Raw genomic sequence first — 22137 nt, 5'->3', positions numbered from 1 at the left:
ATTAAGTTACGCTCCAGCAGAGCCATACCACAAGCACAGTAAAGCTTGCCAACTCTTGTCAACCAGTCAACAAAAAAGGCAGCTAAAGCCGCCTTTCATAATAAATCTGCTCACATTTTAATCCCTCGTACTCTCATCAGCCTCATTCTGCCATTCCGGGTTGTTCCGGTTGTAACGAATTGACGACATGAATGAGAGACCAATCAGCACCGCACCAATAAGCCCGGTAATAACTTCCGGTATATGGAACAATGTCTGCACATACATGATAACTGCCAAAACAAGGATCGCATAGAAAGCTCCATGTTCCAGATAGCGGTATTGTCCAAGCGTCTTGCGCTCGACAAGCATAATGGTAAGCGAACGCACATAAAATGCACCGATCCCAAGACCGATCGCAATCACAAACAGGTTCGTTGTCAGCGCAAAAGCACCGATCACGCCGTCGAACGAAAAGCTGGCATCAAGCACTTCCAGATAGATAAAAGCGCCAAGACCGCCACGCTGCACCAGATCCACCTGTTCCTGCGAAGCGTCAAGCACGGCACCCAGTCCCTCAACAGCAAGAAAAGTCAGCAGACCAAACAGCGCCGCGACAAGGAAAGTATGCGAATGTTCAGCATCCAGCTGGTATGAGAAAAACAGGATCAGCGCGACTGCAATGCCGATTTCCACGCCCTGAACGGAAGCAAATTTCGACATCTGGCTTTCAATGATTTTGACCCAGTGCACGTCCTTCTCGACATCGAAGAAATATTTCATGCCGACCATCAACAGGAATGTGCCACCAAATGCCGCAATACCAGTATGTGCATCTGCAATCACCCGCGCATATTCATTGGGCTGCCAGATAGCGAGTTTCAGTGCCGTGATCGGATCCGTCCACATTGCAATTGCAACAATTGCAAGCGGAAACACGATACGCATGCCGAAAACCGCGATAATGATGCCCCAGGTCAGAAATCGATGCTGCCACTTCGGCGTCATATCCCGCAGAATACGCGCATTAACAATCGCATTATCAAAGGAAAGCGATATTTCGAGAACGCTCAATACGGCACAGATGATGAAAACGGAGATCATGCCTCCGATCGTGCCTGTCGTCGAATAACCAAGCCACAGGGCACAAAACAAACCAATGACCGTGAAGATCACAGGCCATGTAAAATATCTAAAAGTGGTCATCGCAAACCATTTGGGTATCATGTTGATGAGGCAGGCCGCACTATCGATCTGGTGAAACACCATATAAACGGCACTATTCCTGCGGCGCACAGCCTATGTAAGAAGCCCGGATGCGGCTAACAAGAAAAACAATGGCAAAATTGTGTTCACGAAAAAAGGCAGAACTCAAGATTACGTGATCACAGAAAATAAAAAGGGCCACTGAAAAGCGGCCCTTCGAGAAAATAATTATTATTGAGCAACGTCTAGCGGTTGCGGCTCAAGCTTAGGTTGCATCTTGATAATTTTGACATCCTTGGCATCCAGATCAAGATTTTTGAATTCTACACCGCGCAAAACAGGATCATCATAGGTCTTGATGTAATAGGCCTGATTTTTGATATCCCCAATCGTGCTCCATTGGGTATATTCAAGCGGCATGCCAGGCGCATCAATCCAGCCTTTCGGGATATCGAAATTATTGACGATATGTTCTGCCAGCCGGACGCTTTCAACGCCACTCGCCACCGGCTGGGCGGACAGAACAAAAGCGCTTGCCCGAATAAACCGTGACGGCGGGGTCGTATCGCCCGGAATACCCAACATGCCTGAACCTCCACCCAATGGACTGACTTCAGTTCCAAGAATTTTTACAGGCTTAACATTCTGCGGCGACAGCTTTACGTAATTTCTCAGATTGGTCATATGCCAATCAAAAGACGGTGCATTTGTCATCACGCCCAAAGGATTGTCATGAACCGTCAATTTACCGTCAACCGGCTCAATGACAATCGATGCGCCCGTCGCATCATGCAGTGTATAATGCAAGGGAGGCACAATCCCCATATCTTTCTGTTGCACACCCACAACCGAAACATTATCCAGCGCCGCTTTAACCTCGGCAACTGTTGCAAAATTGGTCAGTGCCCAGGTCAGAAAATCCCAAGGCGCCAGACTGTCATCTGACTTGCCAGTGCCCGGCTCAGCGTAGCCAGCAAAACCGGGAAAATAAAGCACACCACCGGTCAGCCCTTTTTCGTTCATCCCGTCAGCCAGTGCCGTGACACCAAAAGCATTCATGCCAACGGCCGCATATTTGGATTCCCAGGCCTTCCCCGACTGGCCTTCAGGCATATCTGCCTTGAAACTGTAATTACGTGGAAGAACAATCATTTCCGAATTGATCGGATAAGCAAACTCCATAGTACGGCCATAGACCCTGCTGCCGTCACTTGTAGGCAAAACGAAACTGGTGCAAGCAATTGCGGCTTGCGGAGCGATCAGGCCCAGTGCCAGCATTGTTGCGCCCAAGCCGCGGACCAGCCCCCTGATGGTAAGCTTATAACCTGATAATTTCTCTTGCATGATAAGCCTCACTACGTAAATAAATGGCTGAATAGATAGATTTGAAAACAGATCGGAATATGAGTGCACTTTCACAAACCACAACTATCAGCAAATAAGATGAACCGTCTTGCAAAATGTCAACAGAGTAAATCTTCTTAATATTAAAAAATGTTAGTTTATTTTTCAGTATGATTAACATATTGATGTAAATGGAAGTTTCAGATTATACTTTAGGTTATTCTAAGTTACACTCTTAGGGGATTTTGGTTATGAAGCTGAATTCGCGCGATGGTAGAAATCATTTTACAGGCACTAATATGCGTAAGATTACTTTAGCAAGTGTTATCATGTTAATGTCAGCAACCTATGCTAATGCTGCGGACATCATTGCGCCTTCACCAAATCAAACCGAATTTCAGGACCAGCAGCGCTGGCGCGTGATCTTCAGTCCCTATGTCTGGGGCGCATCCCTGAATGGCAATGCCGGATTGTTTGGCCTGTCAACCAAGGTTGACGTGCCTTTCAAAGAGATTTTCAGTAATCTCGACATGAGCGCCATGGGCAATATCGAAATAACCAATGGAAAATTTGGCATTTATTTTGACGGGCAATATACCAAGACCAGTCAAGAAGAGGACGTACTTCACGAGCGCCTTGATCTGGACATTATTTCGACAACGCTTGCAGGCGGTGTTTTCTACCGCGCCTATGAGCAGGAACTTGAAGGCCTGACCTATTTCGGAAAACAACGGGTTTTCGCTATTGAACCAACAGTGGGCATCCGTTGGACACAGCTCAAGGCGCAGCTTAATGTTGGCCCGTTTAGCGAAACGCGAAAGACACAATGGACTGATCCATTTGTGGGAACCCGCATACTCTATGATATCAGCGACCGCTGGAACCTGTCCGCCGAGGCTGACATTGGCGGCTTTGGCGCTGGAACAAAGCTGAGCGCGAATGGTCAGGCTTATCTTGGCTATCGCACCAAGACATTCGACCTTCCAACGATCTGGCGTGTAGGATATCGCGTACTCTATCAGGACTTCAATGATAATGAAGGCCGAGAAAAGTTTAAATACGACGTGACCCAGCATGGTCCGGTCATCGGCGTGTCGATCATTTTTTAAAAAATACGCCGCAACAATATCAACCGCCCGCCATGTCGGGCGGTTTTTTATTGCAGTTCTATGTTGAATTGCGTGCAAACGCTTTATTTATAACAAAAGCATACAATTTACATTTGAGGCATTTGGACTTCTAACCTCGCCGGTGATAGTGATGCGGCTATGCCGTTTCATGACAAGGCATAGTCTTTGGAAAGAAACGTTAGTAAAAACAAATAAATAGAGAGTTTCTGATGATTCAGTTCAACCCAGAAATTTTCTAGAGCGCATTTCGATCTGATTGAATCAGATCGGCGCTCTAAAGTCTTTGTATTTGAAGCATAATCTTATCGATCCTCGTTGAAGAAGGTCCAATTATGCTATAAGCCACGAGGTAAGCATGAGGCTGATTTTTGAACTGCCAGTCTATAGTTCATTCATTGTATTTTCTTTACTTGGCTTCGGTATTTACTTCATCGGGCGTTTAGCGCTGTACCTTCTTTCCAAACATGCAAAGAATGACATTCTCTCCATCCCCATTGGAACATTCATCAGCACAATAGCAACCGCATGGGCCTTGTCTCTGGGCTTTGTGGCTGCTGATATCTGGTCTGAAAACTCCAAGGCAGATCAGGCAACCACTCAAGAACGATCATCTATTTATCGTCTGATTGGAGCGGCCAGCCCAAAAATTCTGGACCTGCCAGAATTGCGCAACACGCTGATTGAATATCGCGAAGCAGTAATCAATGATGAATGGCTAAAGCACAACAATATTGCCCCCTCGCCGACAGTTGAAACCGTATTACAAAAGATCCGCAGACAAATCGTCGATCTCGCAAGAACAGATATTCCAGCGCCGATCATTTCTCAGCTCGTTCATGATTTCGATGAATTGCAAGACGCTCGAAACAGCCGCCTTTCGGTGGGTTCCGCTTCTATCGACACATATAAATGGTGCTTGCTTCTTTTCCTGACGGTTTTGACAGCGATCACCATTGCAACCACCCATGCGGACCGCGTGGTAGCAGGCATAAAAGCTCTTATCATATATGCGACAACAGCCGCCTTTTGCCTATGGATTCTGGCAATACATGCCAATCCATATCAAGGGCTTGAACGCATAGAACCGTCACACCTGTTCACAAATAATAATCCCACATGATAAAGAATAGACCAATAGTAAATAATATTATCGCAATTATTGCTATAGCAGTAACTTCTGCTATATTTGTTGTCACACCTGAACAGGCCACCGCTGCCACATTTCGCGTCTGTCATGGCTATGATTGTTACTACAACACTAAAGTAAACCTGTCAGCACAAGATTTGCGTCGCATTCAGAAACTGTTTCAGAGTGCTCAATCTCCAGATGCAGAAAGAAAAGCTCTGCGCAGTTCGATTGCCCTGTTCGAAGAGCGCAGCACAGCGGCAATTGGCATCCGTGACAAGCCAAGGATGCAATTTGGGAAAGCCCGTATCAAGGGGCAAATGGATTGCGTGGACGAATCTACCAATACGGACAATTTCATTCGCTATATTTATTCGCGTGGCTGGCTGAAACACCACCAGCCAGGCCGGAAAACGACACGAGGAAATTTCTTTGATGGGCGTTATCCGCATTGGACCGCCGTCATACTTGATAGCTACAATGAAAAATGGGCGGTTGATTCATGGTATGAAGCAGGTGGAGGGCTCCCCGACATCATGCTTTTATCTGAATGGAAACGCCGGGGATATGGCGGTAAAAGATAAGTTAAGCCCGGCTATTTACCCAAATATCACAAACAGCTTTTATAAAAAGCTCCATGATGCGTAATATGCAACTTATTCAACGACGAGGATTACCTATGGCTATTCTGAAGAAGTCCTTTGCCGCAGCATGTACAAGCGCACTGGTTGCGTTCAGCATGCTTACCGCGCCGGTTGCAGAAGCATGCACCCGTGCGGTTTATCTGGGTGCCGACAATCAGGTAATTACAGCCCGTTCCATGGACTGGAAGGTGGATGTCGGAACCAATTTGTGGATTTTTCCGCGCGGCATGGATCGCAGCGGCGAAGCAGGCCCAAATTCCATCAAATGGACATCAAAATATGGCAGCGTCATTTCTTCAGGCTATGACATTTCAACCACTGATGGCATGAATGAAAAAGGCCTTGTTGCCAATGTTCTATGGCTCGTAGAATCTGAATATCCTAAATATGACGGGACCGGCCCTGGGCTTTCTATTGCAGCATGGGCCCAATATATCCTCGATAATTTCGCAACGGTGGATGAAGCCGTCAAGGAACTGAGCACTAATCCATTCACAATCGTCACCGATTACGTACCGGGCGAAAACAGACTGGCAACTCTTCATCTCGCAATTTCTGATGCATCCGGGGATAGCGCAATTGTAGAATATATCGACGGTAAGCAGGTCATCCATCACAGCCCTACTTATCAGGTTCTGACCAACTCCCCTACTTTTGAGCAACAATTGGCTCTTCACTCATATTGGACACAGATCGGTGGGACCGTCATGCTGCCCGGTACGAACCGTGCATCAGACCGCTTCACACGCGCAGCCTTCTACATCAATGCCGTGCCAAAAGTTGAAGACCCGGTCGAATCCATCGCCAGTGTTTTCAGTGTAATCCGCAATGTTTCCGTACCATATGGCCTCACAACGCCAGACCAGCCGAACATTTCATCTACACGCTGGCGCACGGTTTCAGATCAGAAACGTAAGCTCTATTTCTTTGAATCGGCACTGACACCCAATATCTTCTGGGTTGATCTTAACACGATCGACTTTTCAGCTGACAAGGGCAAAGTTCAGAAACTCGATCTTGGCCCTGATCAGCGCAATATTTTCTCCGGTGTGGTGAACGAAAACTTCAAGGACGCAAAACCGTTCAAATTCCTTGGAATTTAAAATATGCTCTGAATATATTATTCTGATTTTATCAGATCATACTGTTTTCTGAACTATCCATGATAATGATCAATGAAGCCCTGCATGATTGCAGGGCTTCATTTTCCTGAGGTCAGGACCTGTGAACTTGACAGGAATAACAAAAAGGCCGGAACATCTGAACAGATGAACCAGCCTTGTTATATATAAGCCTTACTATACTGAAGTCTTTGTTTTTAGTTTTTTTCCCATTTCTTTTTTAGAATAACAGGCAGATGCAGCTGAATGATATAAACCAGCAATGCAGCCGACCAGCCAAACATGATGATGCCGCTTGCACCTGTGATCGGGCCAAACAATCGTGTTTTTGCGACTTGAGTAAGATCGCCTGTACCCAATGTCGTATAACTGAGCATGGCCGAGTAAAAAGCGTCTCCGAAATTATCGGTTAAACCCAAATGATAATAGGTGGTTGCCCAGATCAGCACGCTGCAACATAAGCAAAGAAACAAAATCAAGTATAATGTGATCAATGACAGAGTGAGAAACAGTACCCTGTTCTCATCAATTTTATGGCTGATTAGATGAACCAGTGAATAGACAGTGAGTGTGGCCAACAAGTGAACGAACATCACTGTCATCCCGACCGCTGAACCGATTGTGAAATCTAAAATCATTTCTACCCTCTAGAGCGCATCCCGAAAACTGTGAAATGGTTTTCGGACAAAGATGCGCGTTACAACAAATATTCAGAGCGCCAATCTGATTCAATCAGATCGCAACGCGCTCTCGTGCAAGTTTTGCAAGTCAGCCCATCAATAACAGCGTTACCTTAAATTGAATTTAAGACCGGAAATGAAATGTCGATTATAAGGCCCTTCGCTATAAGACGATTTTTAATCGTTAGATGAGGCCAGTTCTGATCCCTCACCTGTGAAAAATATTTAACACCGTGATAGGCAAAAAGTGATCTGTTGAATCAATTATATTGTGCTAATGCTCTGCGCCATAAAGAGCAGTAAGGAATATTCAAAAAATGGAATGGATTCCTATAGTCTTGATGGCATTCAAGGTTATTGTATTGGGCATTTGTATGTTCTTCGCCATTAAGTGGCATTATGATCAAGACAAAAAGAAGAAAAACGAAACAAGCAGATCGCAAGACGACGCTTTATCGCTGCAACAAACCCCAGCCGAAACACATAAGAATTAATCCAGCCTATGAGGAATGGATAATGGCTGTTTTATCCGATGAAACGGCCCATTCCTCTCATTCAACAAATTTTTAGGGTTTTGTTAAGAAAATCGTAACGTATTGAAACAATTTTTTAAGCTTCGTGATTGAATGAATATGGAGATCGAGGCAATGATTATAAAAACAACCGCTGTTGCGTTGGCGCTTGCAGGGTTGGTGGCGAGTTCTCTCGCAGCTTCGGCTAAAACAAGCCGTATTGGCGAATTCAGGGATTGGGGCGTTTATCAGAACACTCAGTTACCCGGGAATAAGTGCTATGCACTCACTGTACCGTCAAGTTTTCTTCCGGCAGGTGTTCGGCATGGCAATAATTTTATACTTATTACCAAGTCTGGATCACATTACAGCCCTCAACTGGTGATGGGCTACGATATGAAAGCCGGAAGCACAGTAAAAGTGATCGTGGATGGCGTTCAATTTCCATTTTTTGCTGAAGGCAATCGTGCATGGGCACAAAATGAAGGCGATGAAGCAAAAATCATTCAAGCCATGCGTTCAGGTCGTTCAGTCAATGTGCAAGCTACATCACAGCGTGGCACACAGACACGCTACACATTTTCACTCATGGGCTTATCCGCATCACTTCAGCGCGTCGATCGGTGCTAGTATTGCCTGACAAAGTGGTTTTCCAAACCAGCTGAATCATGATTCAAGACGGCCTTTCAAAAGTCTTAGGTACATGGCGATCAAAGAAGATCGCCATGATAGGCAAGCCACGTCGCTTCGTTAAAACGCAAAGGCTACCTTTTAACTGACCTTTTTTAGCCAGTCTTAACGCATTGATTTTCTTGTTTTTATAAAATGGTGGGCCCGGAGGGACTCGAACCCCCAACCAAGCGGTTATGAGCCGCCGGCTCTAACCAATTGAGCTACAGGCCCCACGCAACACTGCACCTACCCTAAAGAAACGAAAGACACAAGCTGTCAATTACACAAGTTGCCCTAATACGCACATATTCGATTGCCATTCATGCAGCTCAAACAAAATTAATGCGACCAAGCCCGGTTAATTGCCATTCAATAAGGTTTCAAATCGAATAATATAATGCTTTCCCTTGAAAGGGTATTCAGCACATAAACAACCAAATAAAACAGCAGATCAGAGGATTATTTTACACAATATGCCTCAAAACTCTCTACAGGAGATATCATGAAAAAACGCGCGACCTCCCTTCTTGTCACTTCAGTTTCGGCACTCCTGCTCGCAGGCGCACTGACGCTACCGTCCAAAGCACAGGAGAACCAGATGACGAGACAGCCCGCACGTATCACCGTTACCGGCGAAGGCAAAATGACCTCTGCGCCTGATATGGCGATTCTCAACCTCACTGTATTGCGTGATGCAGAAACTGCCCGCGAAGCCATGACCGCCAATAATGAAGCAATGGCCAAAGTGCTTGAGGCAATGAAAAAGGCTGGGGTGGAAGAGCGTGATTTACAGACAAGCGGCATCAATATTCAGCCGCGTTATGTCTATCCAGATGACAAGAATGGTCTGAAAGAACCAAAAATCAGCGGCTACAGTGTTTCCAACAGTCTCACTGTTCGCGTGCGTGATCTGGCCAAGGTTGGCAATGTTCTTGATGAATCCGTAACACTCGGCGTCAATCAGGGCGGCGATCTGAGCTTTGTTAATGACGATCCGGCAGCGACAATAAATGAAGCACGCAAACGCGCTGTCGCAGACGCTATTGCCAAGGCAAAGACCCTTGCTGAGGCAGCTGATGTGGATCTGGGCCGTGTTATTGAGATCAGTGAACAAAATCGTGGATATATGCCTGTGCCAATCGTACGTCAGGCCAAGATGATGGCAGCGGCAGCACCGGAAGATTCTGTTCCGGTTGCCGCTGGTGAAAACAGCTACAATGTTTCGGTTAATGTCGTCTTTGAAATCAAGGAATAAGGATAGAAAGGGGCGCTCGCTCGCCCCTTTTTCTTTTCTTGATCCAAGATAACAAAAAGCCAGCCTGAATTTCAGGCTGGCTTTTTTATGCCGGGATATATTTAGCGGATGGTCGGGCATCCGCGTGTATTGGCAAATACTGCACTGGCCGGGCGACCGTGGCGCGAGCCACGGACCTGAACTGATTTTCCGCGATATGCAACACGTGCATTACGAATGCCCATACGCTGTGCTTTCATCTTGGCGTTTTCAACTGAACAGGCCGGACCACGATAAGCAGGGCGCCCGTGATGGCGATTGCTGCGATGATCAATCTGGATCAGAGAAGAATGTGCCGATGCATTAAATGCAGGGGCGGCAGCAGACGGTGCTGCATTTGCAGATGCACCGGCAGTAAAGACTGCAGCAAGACCAATTGCAGCTGTGACAACGAACGACTTGAACGAAATTGCGGACATCTTCAAACCCTTTCAAACTTTTATCAGGTGCTCTTCACCCGAGACACAGAACAAGTAATCCATGGAAGATGAACAGAAAGACAAGCTTGCATTCATAATGCATTCAGCTTGGTAAAGATTACAAATCGCATGCATGACAAATCAGAATAAAATTCAATAAAAACAAATATTTAACTTAAAAATTAATATGAAAAGATCACCGGAATCTGAACATTAAACTTAATTAATGCTCTTAAAAAAACTTTCAAACCAGCGGAACCATATGCTGGAGATATTCCTCTTCGTCCACCAGCTCATGATCAAAGGCTGTTACCTTGCCACGAACAGAGACGCCCGCTTCATAGATCGTATCCGGTGAACCTGACACCAGTGGATGCCACCAATAAAGATCAGCACCCTCTGCAACCAGACGGTAAGCACAGGTTGCAGGCAACCAGTTGACCTCATACACAATCTCAGGCGTCAGAAACACACAATCAGGCACTGTCTTGCCACGGTTCGGATAATCACTGCACTTGCAGCTCTGCGCATCCAACAGCGTACAGGCAACGGTTGTCCAGTAGACTTCATCGGTATCATCATCCAGCAATTTATGCAGGCAGCATTGACCACAGCCATCACACAGGCTTTCCCACTCCTGTCGGTTCAGTTCCTCAAGAGATTTTGTTTGCCAGAAAGGTTTCTTATCCATGGTGCTGCATATAGAGCAATTATATATTTTTGGGCATGGGCAAATCGCCGCCCTTCGCTATTGAATGCCGGAACTTGTTGGTTTACACATTTTTTGTCACCCTCATGGCCGTAAGCGTCTTACGTCAGGCAACGCATCAATCTAGCCGGGAACAGCTATCCGCTTTGATGTTTCGTTGCGCGTTCCCGCATAATATTCAGGAATTCATATGTCTGATTTTAACGGTTCACGCCGCCGAAAACTGCCAGCGCGATATGCATCGATTGTAATGCCTTTTATTCTGTCGATCATGATGACATTCGTCGTCTCGCTGATCGCAACGGCGAAAAGCCTCGGCCTTACGCACCCTGATCTCACCTATAGCTGGATGACGTCATGGGCACTGTCCTGGGTAATCGCCTTCCCGGTTCTGCTTGCCATCCTGCCAGTGGTTCGGAAAATAGTCAGCTTTGTCTGCCATCCGCATTAGAGCATAGCGATTTTGCGTAAGATAAATAACTAGAGCATAAAAAAAGCCGCGCAATATTCATGCGCGGCTTTTTCAAATCTCTTTCATGGTTCAGCGGAAAATCGCCTCGCCCTGCTCATCAATAATCTGGCGGCCCTTATTAAGCGAAATGCTGGCAGCATCTTCAAGGCCCGGGCAACGATCCGCACGTACAAAGCGATGCTCTTTCAATTCGCCATCAATCGTTTTGGAAATCACACCGCAAACCTGATACTGGCCACCTTCACTGTAAGGCGTTGCAATAATCAGGAAATCCTTATGTTCAAGACGTCCAGCCTCTTTTGGTGCTGCCGGAGTTTCTGGCGCGGAACCACCACCAAAAAGACGTTTCAAAAAAGACATAACGCTCCCTCTCTTTGAGAGCGCGTTTCGATCTGCTTAAACCAGATCGGCGCTCCAAGTCTTTGTCTTGAAGCGCATCCCGAAAACCGCTTCACATTTTTCGGGATGCGCTCTTATAAAATTCGCCCGAAACCATATCTGGCAACGGGCGAAAATTCTTAGCTGTCGAGGAACGAACGCAGCTTGCGCGAACGGCTCGGATGCTTGAGCTTGCGCAGTGCCTTCGCTTCAATCTGACGGATACGTTCACGTGTTACCGAGAATTGCTGCCCGACTTCTTCAAGCGTATGGTCAGTATTCATGCCGATACCGAAACGCATACGCAGCACGCGCTCTTCACGCGGCGTGAGTGAAGCAAGAACACGGGTCGTCGTATCGCGAAGGTTAGCCTGAATAGCTGCATCAATTGGCAGCAGCGCATTCTTGTCTTCGATGAAGTCACCCAGGTGTGAATCTTCTTCATCACCCACCGGCGTTTCAAGCGAGATCGGTTCCTTGGCGATTTTGAGAACCTTACGCACTTTTTCAAGCGGCATGGCCAGCTTTTCAGCCAATTCTTCCGGCGTTGGTTCACGACCGATTTCATGCAGCATCTGGCGCGATGTACGGACGATCTTGTTGATCGTTTCGATCATATGCACAGGAATACGGATGGTACGCGCCTGATCGGCAATCGAGCGGGTGATTGCCTGTCTGATCCACCATGTCGCATAGGTCGAGAACTTGTAACCGCGCCGATATTCAAACTTGTCGACCGCTTTCATCAGGCCGATATTGCCTTCCTGAATAAGGTCGAGGAACTGAAGGCCACGATTGGTATATTTCTTGGCAATCGAGATAACGAGACGAAGGTTGGCTTCCACCATTTCCTTCTTGGCGATGGTTGCTTCGCGTTCACCCTTCTGAACCTGATTGACGATACGGCGGAACTCGCCAATCGAAATCGCGGTTTCAGTGGCCAGCATCTGAATTTCAGAACGCAAACGATCAATCGCACGTTCCTCTTTCGCAGCAAATTCTTTCCAGCCACGAGCCGACAAAGTGCTGATGCGTTCAACCCAGTTCGGGTCGAGTTCGTGACCCTGATATTCTTTCAGAAAATCTTCACGACGCACACCAAAGGATTCAGCAAGACGCAACAGCCGGCCTTCATTCTGAACAAGGCGCTTGTTGATATCATAAAGCTGTTCGACAAGCTGCTCGATACGATTCTGGTTCAGCGAAAGCGACTTGACCGCCTTGATCAGCTGATCTTTCAGTTCCTTGTAACGGCGTTCCTGACCGGACGACAAGTCTGCCGTCGCCGCCAGACGGCTTTCAACCTGCTGGTCCTGCAATTTGCGCAGCTTGCGATAGGTGTCCGCAATCAGATCAAGCGTTTCCATGACCTGTGGACGCAGCTCGGCTTCCATAGCCGCCAGCGACAGATTGGCCTCATCCTCGTCGTCGTCATCTTCTTCAGAAGGCGTATCACCGCCGACATTGGTAATGTCGTCATCATCACGCGAACGCCGCGGCGCCTTGTCATCACGCGGCTTTTCTTCTTCCACACGCTCGACAATCGGCGCCTGCTTGGCTTCAGGGCCGGCATAGGTGGTTTCAAGATCGATGATTTCACGCAGCAGAATGTTGGATTCATTCAGCTGCTCACGCCAGATGATAATTGCCTGGAATGTCAGCGGGCTTTCGCAAAGCCCGGCGATCATCGTTTCACGACCCGCTTCAATACGTTTCGCAATGGCGATTTCGCCTTCACGTGAAAGAAGCTCCACCGTTCCCATTTCACGCAGATACATGCGCACAGGGTCGTCGGTGCGGTCCGTTGGTTCTTTCTTGGTGGTGGTCGCAGCAACGGCAGTGCCGGTTGCTTCAACCAGATCTCCGCCTTCTTCCTGCTCCTCATCATTATTGTCTTCACGATCAGCTTCCTGCTCATCGTCTTCAACAACATTGATGCCCATATCCGACAGCATAGCCATCGTGTCTTCGATCTGCTCAGATGTCACTTCTTCGGAAGGAAGCACAGCATTCAGCTCGTCCATCGTGACGTAGCCGCGCTTCTTCGCAACCTTGATCATCTTCTTGACAGCATCGTCAGAAAGGTCGAGAAGCGGCCCGTCGGTCGCACCTTCGCGCTCGACTTCGGCTTCTTCGTTTTCCTTAGCCTTCGTTGCCATATTGCTCGTCTCCAGGCGACACCAGTCGCTTCTAAGATATATAGAGTGGTCAAACGGTTTTACGAGAGCTCCGTTTAACTGTTGATTCTGCGAATAGCTGATTTCACGTTAATGCCGAATTAACCCTGCGCTCATTAACGAACCCCGATACCTCTAAAATTCTGTGGCTGATCCGGGATCAATGGTCATCTTCAAGAGCCTGTCCCGTTCTTCATATAATGCCCATCCAGAAAGATTTCAGAAATCCATTCAGGGAATTTTGATCAATATCAGTTCTTTAATCCTTGCTCGAACTGCCGTGATTCCGTCATTTGTGCCGCACGTCAAGAGCGACTCACCTGATTCGGGTCTAAAAAGCGAATCATTTATTGTCGCGGCACCTTTGCGGGGCATTCAGGCAATGATATTTGCTATAAATAAGCACAGCCCGCAGGGTTTTAAAGCCTGACAATCTGTTGTGATTCGCTTATTTCAAATTACGAAGCACCGGGAGCACGCCCCGAGGAAAGTCCAAAACCATCAATCAAGGCTTCAGTCGCCTCTGCCTGGGCAATCTGCTTTTGAATATCAATAAGCCGGGCAAAGACTTCACCTGTTTCATCACTGTCCAGCGATGCCTCAACTGCACGCAATTCCCTATGTAGGGTACGGGCACGCTGATGCAAGTGAAGTGCCTGTTTCAAAGCTTCACGCACATCATCTTCGGCAGCCTGTGCAGTCGCCGTCCATTCGCGGGTACGGCGAACAACCGCTTCAAGCGTTTCAATCAGTTCTCCATGCCCCGCAGCAACCAGTGCCTTGCGCATGGCATAACCGTCTTCGACACGCCCCGATGCAAGCACATCAAGCATGGCAAAATGCAGGACTTTCAAAGCTTCATGTTCAAGATCAAGCGCCGCTATCGCCTCAAAATCATCTTCGATCAAACGCGGATGATTGAGCAGCATCAAAACAATTGCCGTTTCACGCAATGACGCATTACGACCTTTGACCATATTGGAGCGCGTCAAGCTGTCTGAAAAAGCCAGACGTCCGCCAAAGGCGGTCCCGCCGCGACCTTGTTGCTGCGGGCCCCGGCCCTTTCCTTTATCGCGATTAAACGCATTGCCGCCATTGTTTTGTCGCCGCCGCCCGAAAAATGCCTGCGCTCTGTCACGCATTTCCTGACTATAATGACGCCGAATATCCTCATTGGCGATACGATTGGTAATTTCGCGCAAGCGGGATTCAAGTTCTGCACGGCGCTCCGGCGTATCAAAAACACCACTTGCAGTTTCCCGCGTCCAGACCATATCGACCAGCGGCTTTGCATCACGCAGCACAGCATAAAAAGCAGACGGACCTTCTGCCTTGACCAGATCATCAGGGTCCTGCCCTTCGGGGAGCATTGCAAAACGCAGAGATTTTCCCGGTTGCAATGCAGGTAGCCCGAGATCAGCCGCACGATAGGCCGCACGCACACCCGCACCATCGCCATCAAAACACAGAATCGGTTCAGGACTGATACGCCAGAGCAATTCAAGCTGCTCTTCCGTCAGTGCTGTACCAAGAGGCGCCACGGCCTGATGAATGCCCGCCTGTGCCAGCGCAATCACATCCATATAGCCTTCAACGGCAATAATCGGCTTTGCTTCTTCACCGCCTTGCGGCTGACAGGCTTTACGCGCACGCAAGCCGTTATAAAGCACCCGGCCTTTGTGAAAGAGTTCAGTCTCCGGCGAGTTGAGATATTTCGCAGGCGCATCAGCAGAGAGCGCACGACCACCAAAGGCAATAATACGCCCGCGCAAATCCTCGATCGGAAACATGATGCGATCCCGGAACCGGTCATAGGAAACAGCAATGCCTTCGCCATGCACCACCAGACCACAGGCCTCAATCTGGTCTTTTGCAACGCCCTTTGACGCCAGAAACTCTTTCAGAGCATTGCGCGATTCAGGCGCATAGCCAATGCGGAATGTCTGTTGTGTAGCACTTGAAAGTCCGCGGTCACGCAAATAAGCACGCGCTTTGGCCCCGGCCCCGATTTGCAACTGACTTTCAAAGAATTGCGCAGCAAGTTCCATCACATCATAAAGTGAAGCACGCTGCGCCTCACGCTTTTCCATTTCCGGGTCACGTGCAGGCATCGGCACACCTGCCATATCGGCAACGCGCTCAACGGCTTCAGGAAAGCTTGCACCTTCCAGCTCGGTCAGAAACTTGAAATGATCGCCCGTCACCCCGCAACCAAAGCAATGGTAACGACCTTTGCGGTCTTCACAGTGAAAGCTGGGCGTTTTCTCGCCATGGAAAGGACAACAGCCCCAGAAGTCACCCTTTTGCGGATTGCTCTTTTTACGATCAAACGAAACGCGCGTTCCGATCAGCGTCGAAATCGGCACGCGATCTCTTATCTCATCAAGAAAGGAGGGCGGAAAACGCATTAGGCTTATCTCTTTCGGGTCATAAGACTGTTATTCAAAACCTATATAGGCTGGTGCACAGATACAGTCCATTGCTCACACACAACCCTCCCCGCTAATCACATGCATGGACCGATCAGGCAGAGCGTGAGATTTTGTCACAAAACTGACATATATCTTTCACACAGAGGCAACCAAGCTTGATTTAAACTGGTTTCAAGCCCATATTATCGAAATTATATAATTAGCCGGAACATGTTTTTTCTCTTTTCAGTGCCACTACTTAGAGCATAATCCGACCTTCGTTCAACGAGGATCGATAAGATTATGCTTCAAATAAAAGGAGTTAGAGCGTCGATCTGATTCAATCAGATCGGAATCCGCTCTAATAGAAAATTACGGACTAAATAGAGAATTCTGCTCCTCATCCCCCACCCCGAAAGGAGTTTAAGTGAACGGTTCTCTTGTTCTTTTGCATCTTGCCGGTGCTGTTGCACTTTTGCTGTGGGCAACACGCATGGTGCGAACGGGCGTGGAACGCGCTTATGGCGATCGTTTACGACGCCGTCTGCGCAACCAGATGCAAAACCCGCTGCTTTCAATAGGTTTTGGGCTTGTATTGGCAATTGCGCTGCAAAGCTCGACAGCGGTGACACTTCTGGTTGGCTCTTTTGTCGGATCAGGCATTGTCAGCGGTGTCGCAGGTCTGATGGCTGTGCGCGGCGGCGAGCTTGGTTCAGCACTTGTCGTCAAAATCCTGAGCTATGATCTGACCATTCTGGTACCGCTTTGCCTTGTCTGCGGAACAGCTATTTTCATGACCACCGAGCGCCGCGACTGGCGGCAGATCGGGCGTATTCTGGTCGGTATCGGCCTGCTGATCATGTCACTGGAAATGACAGGACAAGCAACCGAACCGCTGCGCCAAAGCGAATTGCTGCCCATTATCGTCGACTATCTTTCAAGCGATCCGGTCACGGCCTATCTTCTGGCAGCTCTTATGACATGGCTGTTTCATTCAAGCATTGCTGCGGTCATCCTGCTCACCACCTTCGCATCGCGTGGACTGATTACGCCGGAACTGGCCGTAATCATGGTTCTGGGCGTCAATCTTGGTTCCTCGATCATCGCACCAATTCTCACCCGTCATGCGCCGCCTGAATCGCGTTTTGTTCCGCTTGGCAATCTGCTGATGCGTGGTGCAGGGTCACTGATCATGCTGATCCTGTTTGAGACATTCAGGCCATCGCTTGCTTTCCTTGGCAACGATCCGGTTTCGCAGGTCGTCAACGCGCATATTCTGTTCAATGTCATTGTCATGATTGCAGGTATTCCACTTTCAGGACTGGTCCTGCGGGCGACCGAAGCGCTGGTACATCTTAACGCGGATAAAAACGCCCCTGCCCAGCCCCTTGAAGTCGAGGAATATAGCGCACTGGATAATGCCGTTCTCGACCGGCCATCACAAGCGCTTGCCAATGCAACGCGCGAAGTTGTCGGCGTATGCGACACGATTGAAGTCATGCTGCGCCGTATTATCGAGCTTTATGAAAAACCGGATCAGGCCCGCATCCATGAACTGGCTTTGCTTGATGACCGCGTTGACGAGAAACATGCCGCGATCAAACTCTATCTGACCAGGCTTGCCAGCAAGGATCTCGATGATTTTGAAGCACTACGCATGCAGGAGCTGATGGGCGCCTGCGTCAAGCTTGAACAGGTAGGCGATATTATCGTCCGCAACATGCTTGTTCATGTGCAGAAGAAAATGGATCACAATCTGGAATTTACAGAAGAAGGCTGGAAGGAACTCAGCCACTTCCACGCCATGGTGCTTGCCAATGCGCATATGGCCTTTAACGTGATTGTTTCTCGCGATGGACATACGGCACGTCAACTCGTGCAGGAGAAAGACAATCTGCGTGAGCTGGAAAAGCAGACGAGTATGCGCCATTTCTCACGCCTGCGCGATGGTTCAACCCGCAGTATCGAAACCAGTACGATCCATCTCGATACCATTCGCGATCTCAAGCAGATCAACTCACTCCTGGCATCCATGGCCTATCCGGTTCTGGAAGAACAGGGTTTGCTGAGAGACACACGTTTGAGAACAGCAAAAAGAGGCTCATAAACAGCCTCTTTTTAAATATCACGCACAACTGGTTCCAAAAGCCGGTTTTTGCTTTTCTGGCTGTTCCCTAAAAATCGATCACCACAGAGGCTGCGCTGCGCCGTGCCTCACCATGATAGACGGCCTCGATGTTATTACCATCGGGGTCGAGTACAAAAGCTGCATAATAATCAGGATGATAAGGACGCTCACCCGGAGCACCATTATCCTGCCCGCCATTATCCAGCGCCGCACGATAAAACGCATCCACTGTCGCGCGATCCTTTGCCTGAAAGGCCAAATGGTGACGCCCCGTCAACACGCCAAGCGCTGCCGGACTATCTGCTGACGACACAACAAGTTCATCAGCCCAGAAATAACCATCATCCGTATCAATGACAGGAATATCCAGAACTGCCAGCACAGCCGTATAAAAATCCTGACTGGCCTTGAGGTCGCGAACAACAAGCTGAATATGGTCGATGAGCCGACCGCGATGCAGTTGTGTGGTTTCCATTGTCGTCCCTCCGATATTGATAGTCTGTGCTTTGCATAATTCCATGCAATCAGAGCAACTCAAAGCACCTTATTGCAGCAAGGTTTTTACGAGAGCACTGGCTTTTGTGAAATCCATCTGCCCTGCATAACGCTCTTTAAGTGCGGCCATGACCTTGCCCATATCACGCAGCCCCTGTGCGCCAATCTCAGCAATAACCGTCTCACAAGCTGCCCTGACCTCATCCTCGCTCATCTGAACCGGCAGAAAATCACTGATGATCGCAATTTCGGCACGCTCACCTTCAGCCAGTTCAATGCGATTGCCTTCTTCATAGATGCGGGCAGATTCTTCACGCTGCTTGACCATCTTGCCAAGAATACCGAGCAATTCTTCATCACCAACCGGGTCTTTTCCCGCACCACGATTGGCAATATCACGATCCTTGACCGCAGCCATGATGAGACGAAGCGTCGACAAACGAAGCTTGTCCTGAGCCTTCATGGCATCGGTCATTGCCTGAGAAATCTCCTGGCGCAGCATATATATCTCCTGATATGAGTAAAATAATGAATTAGAAATGCTTCTAGTCCAAAAGCGGGTACATAAGCAATCATACGCCCTATCCGGGGATGAAGGAAAAGACCTGTTCCCGACATTTCCTGAAAAGCTTGCATTCAAACGATTGACCCGGAGTACAAGTTTCTCTATTGCTCAAAGCTTAGCAGGACATCGGCATGTGCTCACGGCGGGAAGTTTCACCCCCGCTGCTTTTTGGCGCATATATGGCTCCAGAACACCGTTTTTCAAGTTGCTCACGCGTGAGTCTCTGAGAAGCGGACACATGCCGCATGACTGATAAACCAAAATGCGCGCCAGAAGGCGCTGCTAAACCACGCAGGAGTGCACGCCATGACCGAAATGCAATCAAAGACCGCACCCTGGACAATTGCCAAGCGAACCGCTGTTCTGGTGCTTGCAGACGGAACAGTCATCGAGGGTCAGGGCGTAGGCGCAACAGGCGCAATTGAAGCGGAAGTCGTTTTTAACACGGCCCTCACCGGTTATGAAGAAATCCTGACCGACCCTTCCTATGCAGGCCAGATTGTCACCTTCACGTTTCCGCATATCGGAAATGTCGGCGCAAATGTAGAAGACATTGAAGACCTGACACCGGCCAACCGTCACGGCGCGGTCGGTGCGATTTTCAAGGCAGACATCACGACCCCATCCAATTTTCGCGCTCAAGAACATCTCGACGCATGGCTGAAAAACCGCGGCATCATCGCCCTGACCGGCATCGATACACGCGCCCTCACTGCGCTCATCCGCGAACGCGGTGCACAAAATGCCGTCATCGCGCACGACCCGGAAGGCAAATTCGACCTCGACGCACTGAAACTTCGCGCCGCCAGCTGGAGCGGGCTTGAAAATCTGGACCTCGCAAAGGACGTTACCATCGGCCAGAGCCGGACTTGGGATGAGACCCCTTGGGCACTTGGGCAAGGTTATGGCACACAGGCCGAAGCACAATATCACGTCGTTGCTCTCGACTTTGGCGTGAAGCGCAATATCCTGCGCCTGCTTTCAGGTCTCGGCGCAAAAGTGACCGTTCTGCCTGCAACTGCCACGGCAGACGATGTGCTGGCTTACAAGCCAGACGGCATTTTTCTGTCAAACGGCCCCGGCGATCCGGCTGCAACCGGCACCTATGCAGTGCCGACAATCCAGAAACTCGTTGATAGCGGCTTGCCGGTTTTCGGTATTTGTCTGGGCCATCAGATGCTGGCCCTCGCACTCGGCGGAAAAACCGAAAAGATGCATCAGGGTCATCATGGCGCCAATCATCCGGTCAAGGATTACACCACCGGCAAGGTTGAGATCGTATCGATGAATCACGGCTTTGCGGTTGATTCCGACAGTCTGCCGGATCATGTCGAAGAAACCCATGTGTCACTGTTTGACGGCAGCAATTGCGGCCTGCGCGTGATCGGCAAACCAGTCTTCTCCGTACAGCATCACCCGGAAGCCTCTCCCGGCCCGCAGGACAGCCATTATCTGTTCCGCCGCTTCATCAATCTAATCCGCGAGAGCAAGGGCGAAACCCGGCTGCCTGAACGCGAAGAAGCTGCATAAAACTGTGTACGAGCTAAAAATGAAAAAGCCGGGACAAAAGCCCGGCTTTTTCTTTGTCTTGTTTATTCAAGCAATCAGATATCGCCACTGAATGTATCGCAGGAATCAATCTTGCCGCTGTCAAAGCCGCGCTGAAACCACTTGGCGCGTTGTGCTGAAGTGCCATGATTGAAGCTCTCCGGCACAACATAACCCTGTGAGCGTTTTTGCAACGTATCATCGCCGATCTGATGCGCCGCATTGATCGCTTCTTCAAGATCACCGGCTTCCAGAATACCCTTTTGATTGGTGTAATAGCCCCAGACACCTGCAAAGCAATCTGCCTGCAACTCCACACGCACCGACATCTGGTTAGCCTGCGCTTCATTCATCTGCTGGCGCATCTGGTTAAAGCGCGGCAGAATACCAAGCAGGTTCTGCACATGATGCCCGACCTCATGTGCAATCACATAAGCATTGGCGAAATCCCCCGATGCACCAAACTTGGTTGCAAGCTCGTTGAAAAAGTTGAGATCAAGATAAAGCTTGCGATCCCCGGGGCAATAAAATGGCCCGGATGCGGAGGATGCCATACCGCAAGCTGAGCGCACACCGTTGGAAAACAGAACCATTGTCGGCGGTGCATAGGTCTGCCCGCGCGACTGGAAAATACCGCTCCATGTGTCTTCGGTTTCAGCGAGAATCGTACGCGCAAACTGCGTTGCCTCATCATTGGCAACCTTGCCGCCGCTGCTCTGCTGTGAAGTCTGGGTCGAGTTGATACTGCCATCGCCGAACAAAAACGGCAGCGGATCGATACCAACCGCACGAAGAACAAAAAACATCACGACAAGAATGATTATGCCAGAAAGGCCACCGCCGCGCATGATACGGAAGCCCGGACCGCCACCCATACCACTGCCACGACCAAAACCACCGCCCAGGCCACTATTTTGCTGGCCACGCACATCTTCAACATTATCGCTTTGCCTACGGCCTTGCCAACGCATGGACCAACTCCCCTTCACCGTGCACCCCCAAAAGGTAGCACCTGACTATTGCATATAATTGTCGCACAAACAGTTGGTGCGGCAACATAAAAAGTAAATCAGCATGAATTACAAACAAAAACATGCCTGCAATATTCGCACAGATAAGCCACACCA

At 48.9% G+C, this 22137-nt stretch carries 21 protein-coding genes and 1 tRNA gene; 10 read left to right on the top strand and 12 right to left on the bottom strand.

From position 1 onward, the window contains the following. Positions 1–117 precede the first annotated feature (117 nt). Together FHY56_RS03635 and FHY56_RS03630 are read right to left on the bottom strand one after the other, a co-directional pair. Positions 118–1185: a DUF475 domain-containing protein gene (locus FHY56_RS03635; protein WP_140903810.1), complete on the bottom strand. Its 1068-nt coding sequence runs from the start codon at positions 1183–1185 to the stop codon at positions 118–120. 231 nt (positions 1186–1416) lie between these two features. Next, the gene (locus FHY56_RS03630; RefSeq protein WP_140903809.1) at positions 1417–2529 is read right to left on the bottom strand and encodes a linear amide C-N hydrolase; all 1113 of its coding nucleotides are present in this window, start codon (positions 2527–2529) and stop codon (positions 1417–1419) included. 299 nt (positions 2530–2828) lie between these two features. Between FHY56_RS03630 and FHY56_RS03625 the strand changes: the two genes are divergently transcribed. The 4 genes from FHY56_RS03625 (at position 2829) to FHY56_RS03610 (ending at position 6532) form a co-directional block, all read left to right on the top strand. Further along, positions 2829–3638: a hypothetical protein gene (locus tag FHY56_RS03625; RefSeq protein WP_140903808.1), complete on the top strand. Its 810-nt coding sequence runs from the start codon at positions 2829–2831 to the stop codon at positions 3636–3638. 376 nt (positions 3639–4014) lie between these two features. Further along, the gene (locus tag FHY56_RS03620; protein WP_140903807.1) at positions 4015–4779 is read left to right on the top strand and encodes a bestrophin-like domain; all 765 of its coding nucleotides are present in this window, start codon (positions 4015–4017) and stop codon (positions 4777–4779) included. Beyond that, positions 4776–5369, top strand: a complete 594-nt coding sequence (locus FHY56_RS03615) for a hypothetical protein (protein ID WP_235889412.1) — start codon at positions 4776–4778, stop codon at positions 5367–5369. Before FHY56_RS03620 ends, FHY56_RS03615 begins: the two co-directional genes overlap by 4 nt. 95 nt (positions 5370–5464) lie before the next feature. Then, positions 5465–6532, top strand: coding sequence for a linear amide C-N hydrolase (locus tag FHY56_RS03610; protein WP_140903806.1), 1068 nt, complete (start codon positions 5465–5467; stop codon positions 6530–6532). Positions 6533–6747: 215 nt separating this feature from the next. Here the strand turns inward: FHY56_RS03610 and FHY56_RS03605 are convergent, their stop codons facing one another. Continuing rightward, positions 6748–7143: an ion channel gene (locus tag FHY56_RS03605; RefSeq protein WP_158447728.1), complete on the bottom strand. Its 396-nt coding sequence runs from the start codon at positions 7141–7143 to the stop codon at positions 6748–6750. Positions 7144–7877: 734 nt separating this feature from the next. Between FHY56_RS03605 and FHY56_RS03600 the strand changes: the two genes are divergently transcribed. Next, complete coding sequence (locus FHY56_RS03600) at positions 7878–8372, top strand: invasion associated locus B family protein (protein ID WP_140903804.1); 495 nt, start codon at positions 7878–7880, stop codon at positions 8370–8372. Positions 8373–8568: 196 nt separating this feature from the next. On the opposite strand, the gene FHY56_RS03595 is transcribed toward FHY56_RS03600, so the two are convergent. Next, a tRNA-Ile gene (locus FHY56_RS03595) sits at positions 8569–8645 on the bottom strand. Positions 8646–8916: 271 nt separating this feature from the next. On the opposite strand from FHY56_RS03595, the gene FHY56_RS03590 reads away from it, so the two are divergent. Further along, a complete protein-coding gene (locus tag FHY56_RS03590; RefSeq protein WP_140903803.1) occupies positions 8917–9669 on the top strand; it encodes an SIMPL domain-containing protein in 753 nt (250 codons plus the stop codon). A 101-nt stretch (positions 9670–9770) separates the two neighbouring features. Here FHY56_RS03590 and FHY56_RS03585 read toward each other — a convergent pair whose 3' ends face one another. Both FHY56_RS03585 and FHY56_RS03580 read right to left on the bottom strand, forming a co-directional pair. Next, positions 9771–10127 (bottom strand): antifreeze protein, encoded by a 357-nt coding sequence (locus FHY56_RS03585; RefSeq protein WP_140903802.1) that lies wholly within the window; start codon positions 10125–10127, stop codon positions 9771–9773. A 244-nt stretch (positions 10128–10371) separates the two neighbouring features. Further along, the gene (locus tag FHY56_RS03580) at positions 10372–10818 is read right to left on the bottom strand and encodes a YcgN family cysteine cluster protein (RefSeq protein ID WP_140903801.1); all 447 of its coding nucleotides are present in this window, start codon (positions 10816–10818) and stop codon (positions 10372–10374) included. Positions 10819–11026: 208 nt separating this feature from the next. Between FHY56_RS03580 and FHY56_RS03575 the strand changes: the two genes are divergently transcribed. Then, complete coding sequence (locus FHY56_RS03575; protein ID WP_140903800.1) at positions 11027–11287, top strand: DUF2798 domain-containing protein; 261 nt, start codon at positions 11027–11029, stop codon at positions 11285–11287. Between the two features lie 90 nt (positions 11288–11377). Here the strand turns inward: FHY56_RS03575 and FHY56_RS03570 are convergent, their stop codons facing one another. Together FHY56_RS03570 and rpoD are read right to left on the bottom strand one after the other, a co-directional pair. Next, positions 11378–11668, bottom strand: a complete 291-nt coding sequence (locus FHY56_RS03570) for an HlyU family transcriptional regulator (RefSeq protein ID WP_140903799.1) — start codon at positions 11666–11668, stop codon at positions 11378–11380. A gap of 158 nt (positions 11669–11826) precedes the next feature. Further along, complete coding sequence (gene rpoD, locus FHY56_RS03565; protein WP_140903798.1) at positions 11827–13845, bottom strand: RNA polymerase sigma factor RpoD; 2019 nt, start codon at positions 13843–13845, stop codon at positions 11827–11829. 181 nt (positions 13846–14026) lie between these two features. Here rpoD and FHY56_RS17745 point away from each other — a divergent pair, with 181 nt between their 5' ends. After that, positions 14027–14293: a hypothetical protein gene (locus FHY56_RS17745; RefSeq protein WP_158447727.1), complete on the top strand. Its 267-nt coding sequence runs from the start codon at positions 14027–14029 to the stop codon at positions 14291–14293. Between the two features lie 28 nt (positions 14294–14321). Here FHY56_RS17745 and dnaG read toward each other — a convergent pair whose 3' ends face one another. Then, a complete protein-coding gene (gene dnaG / locus FHY56_RS03560; protein ID WP_140903797.1) occupies positions 14322–16271 on the bottom strand; it encodes a DNA primase in 1950 nt (649 codons plus the stop codon). Between the two features lie 430 nt (positions 16272–16701). On the opposite strand from dnaG, the gene FHY56_RS03555 reads away from it, so the two are divergent. Next, on the top strand, positions 16702–18381 hold the full coding sequence (locus FHY56_RS03555) for a Na/Pi cotransporter family protein (protein ID WP_140903796.1): 1680 nt from the start codon (positions 16702–16704) through the stop codon (positions 18379–18381). Positions 18382–18448: 67 nt separating this feature from the next. Here the strand turns inward: FHY56_RS03555 and FHY56_RS03550 are convergent, their stop codons facing one another. After that, positions 18449–18877 carry a VOC family protein gene (locus tag FHY56_RS03550; protein ID WP_140903795.1) on the bottom strand — a complete coding sequence of 143 codons (429 nt, stop codon included), beginning with the start codon at positions 18875–18877 and terminating at the stop codon, positions 18449–18451. Positions 18878–18946: 69 nt separating this feature from the next. Continuing rightward, entirely contained in the window at positions 18947–19399 is a 453-nt protein-coding gene (locus FHY56_RS03545; RefSeq protein WP_140903794.1) for a GatB/YqeY domain-containing protein, read from the bottom strand. Positions 19400–19768: 369 nt separating this feature from the next. On the opposite strand from FHY56_RS03545, the gene carA reads away from it, so the two are divergent. Beyond that, a complete protein-coding gene (gene carA / locus FHY56_RS03540) occupies positions 19769–20992 on the top strand; it encodes a glutamine-hydrolyzing carbamoyl-phosphate synthase small subunit (RefSeq protein ID WP_140903793.1) in 1224 nt (407 codons plus the stop codon). 74 nt (positions 20993–21066) lie between these two features. On the opposite strand, the gene ypfJ is transcribed toward carA, so the two are convergent. After that, positions 21067–21981: a KPN_02809 family neutral zinc metallopeptidase gene (ypfJ, locus tag FHY56_RS03535; RefSeq protein ID WP_140903792.1), complete on the bottom strand. Its 915-nt coding sequence runs from the start codon at positions 21979–21981 to the stop codon at positions 21067–21069. Between the last annotated feature and the right edge of the window lie 156 nt (positions 21982–22137).

It is taken from the genome of Brucella gallinifaecis (assembly GCF_006476605.1).
GTDB lineage: Bacteria > Pseudomonadota > Alphaproteobacteria > Rhizobiales > Rhizobiaceae > Brucella > Brucella gallinifaecis.
The sequence above is the reverse complement of the archived record's forward strand: the minus strand, read 5'-3'. Positions and strand labels throughout refer to the sequence as shown.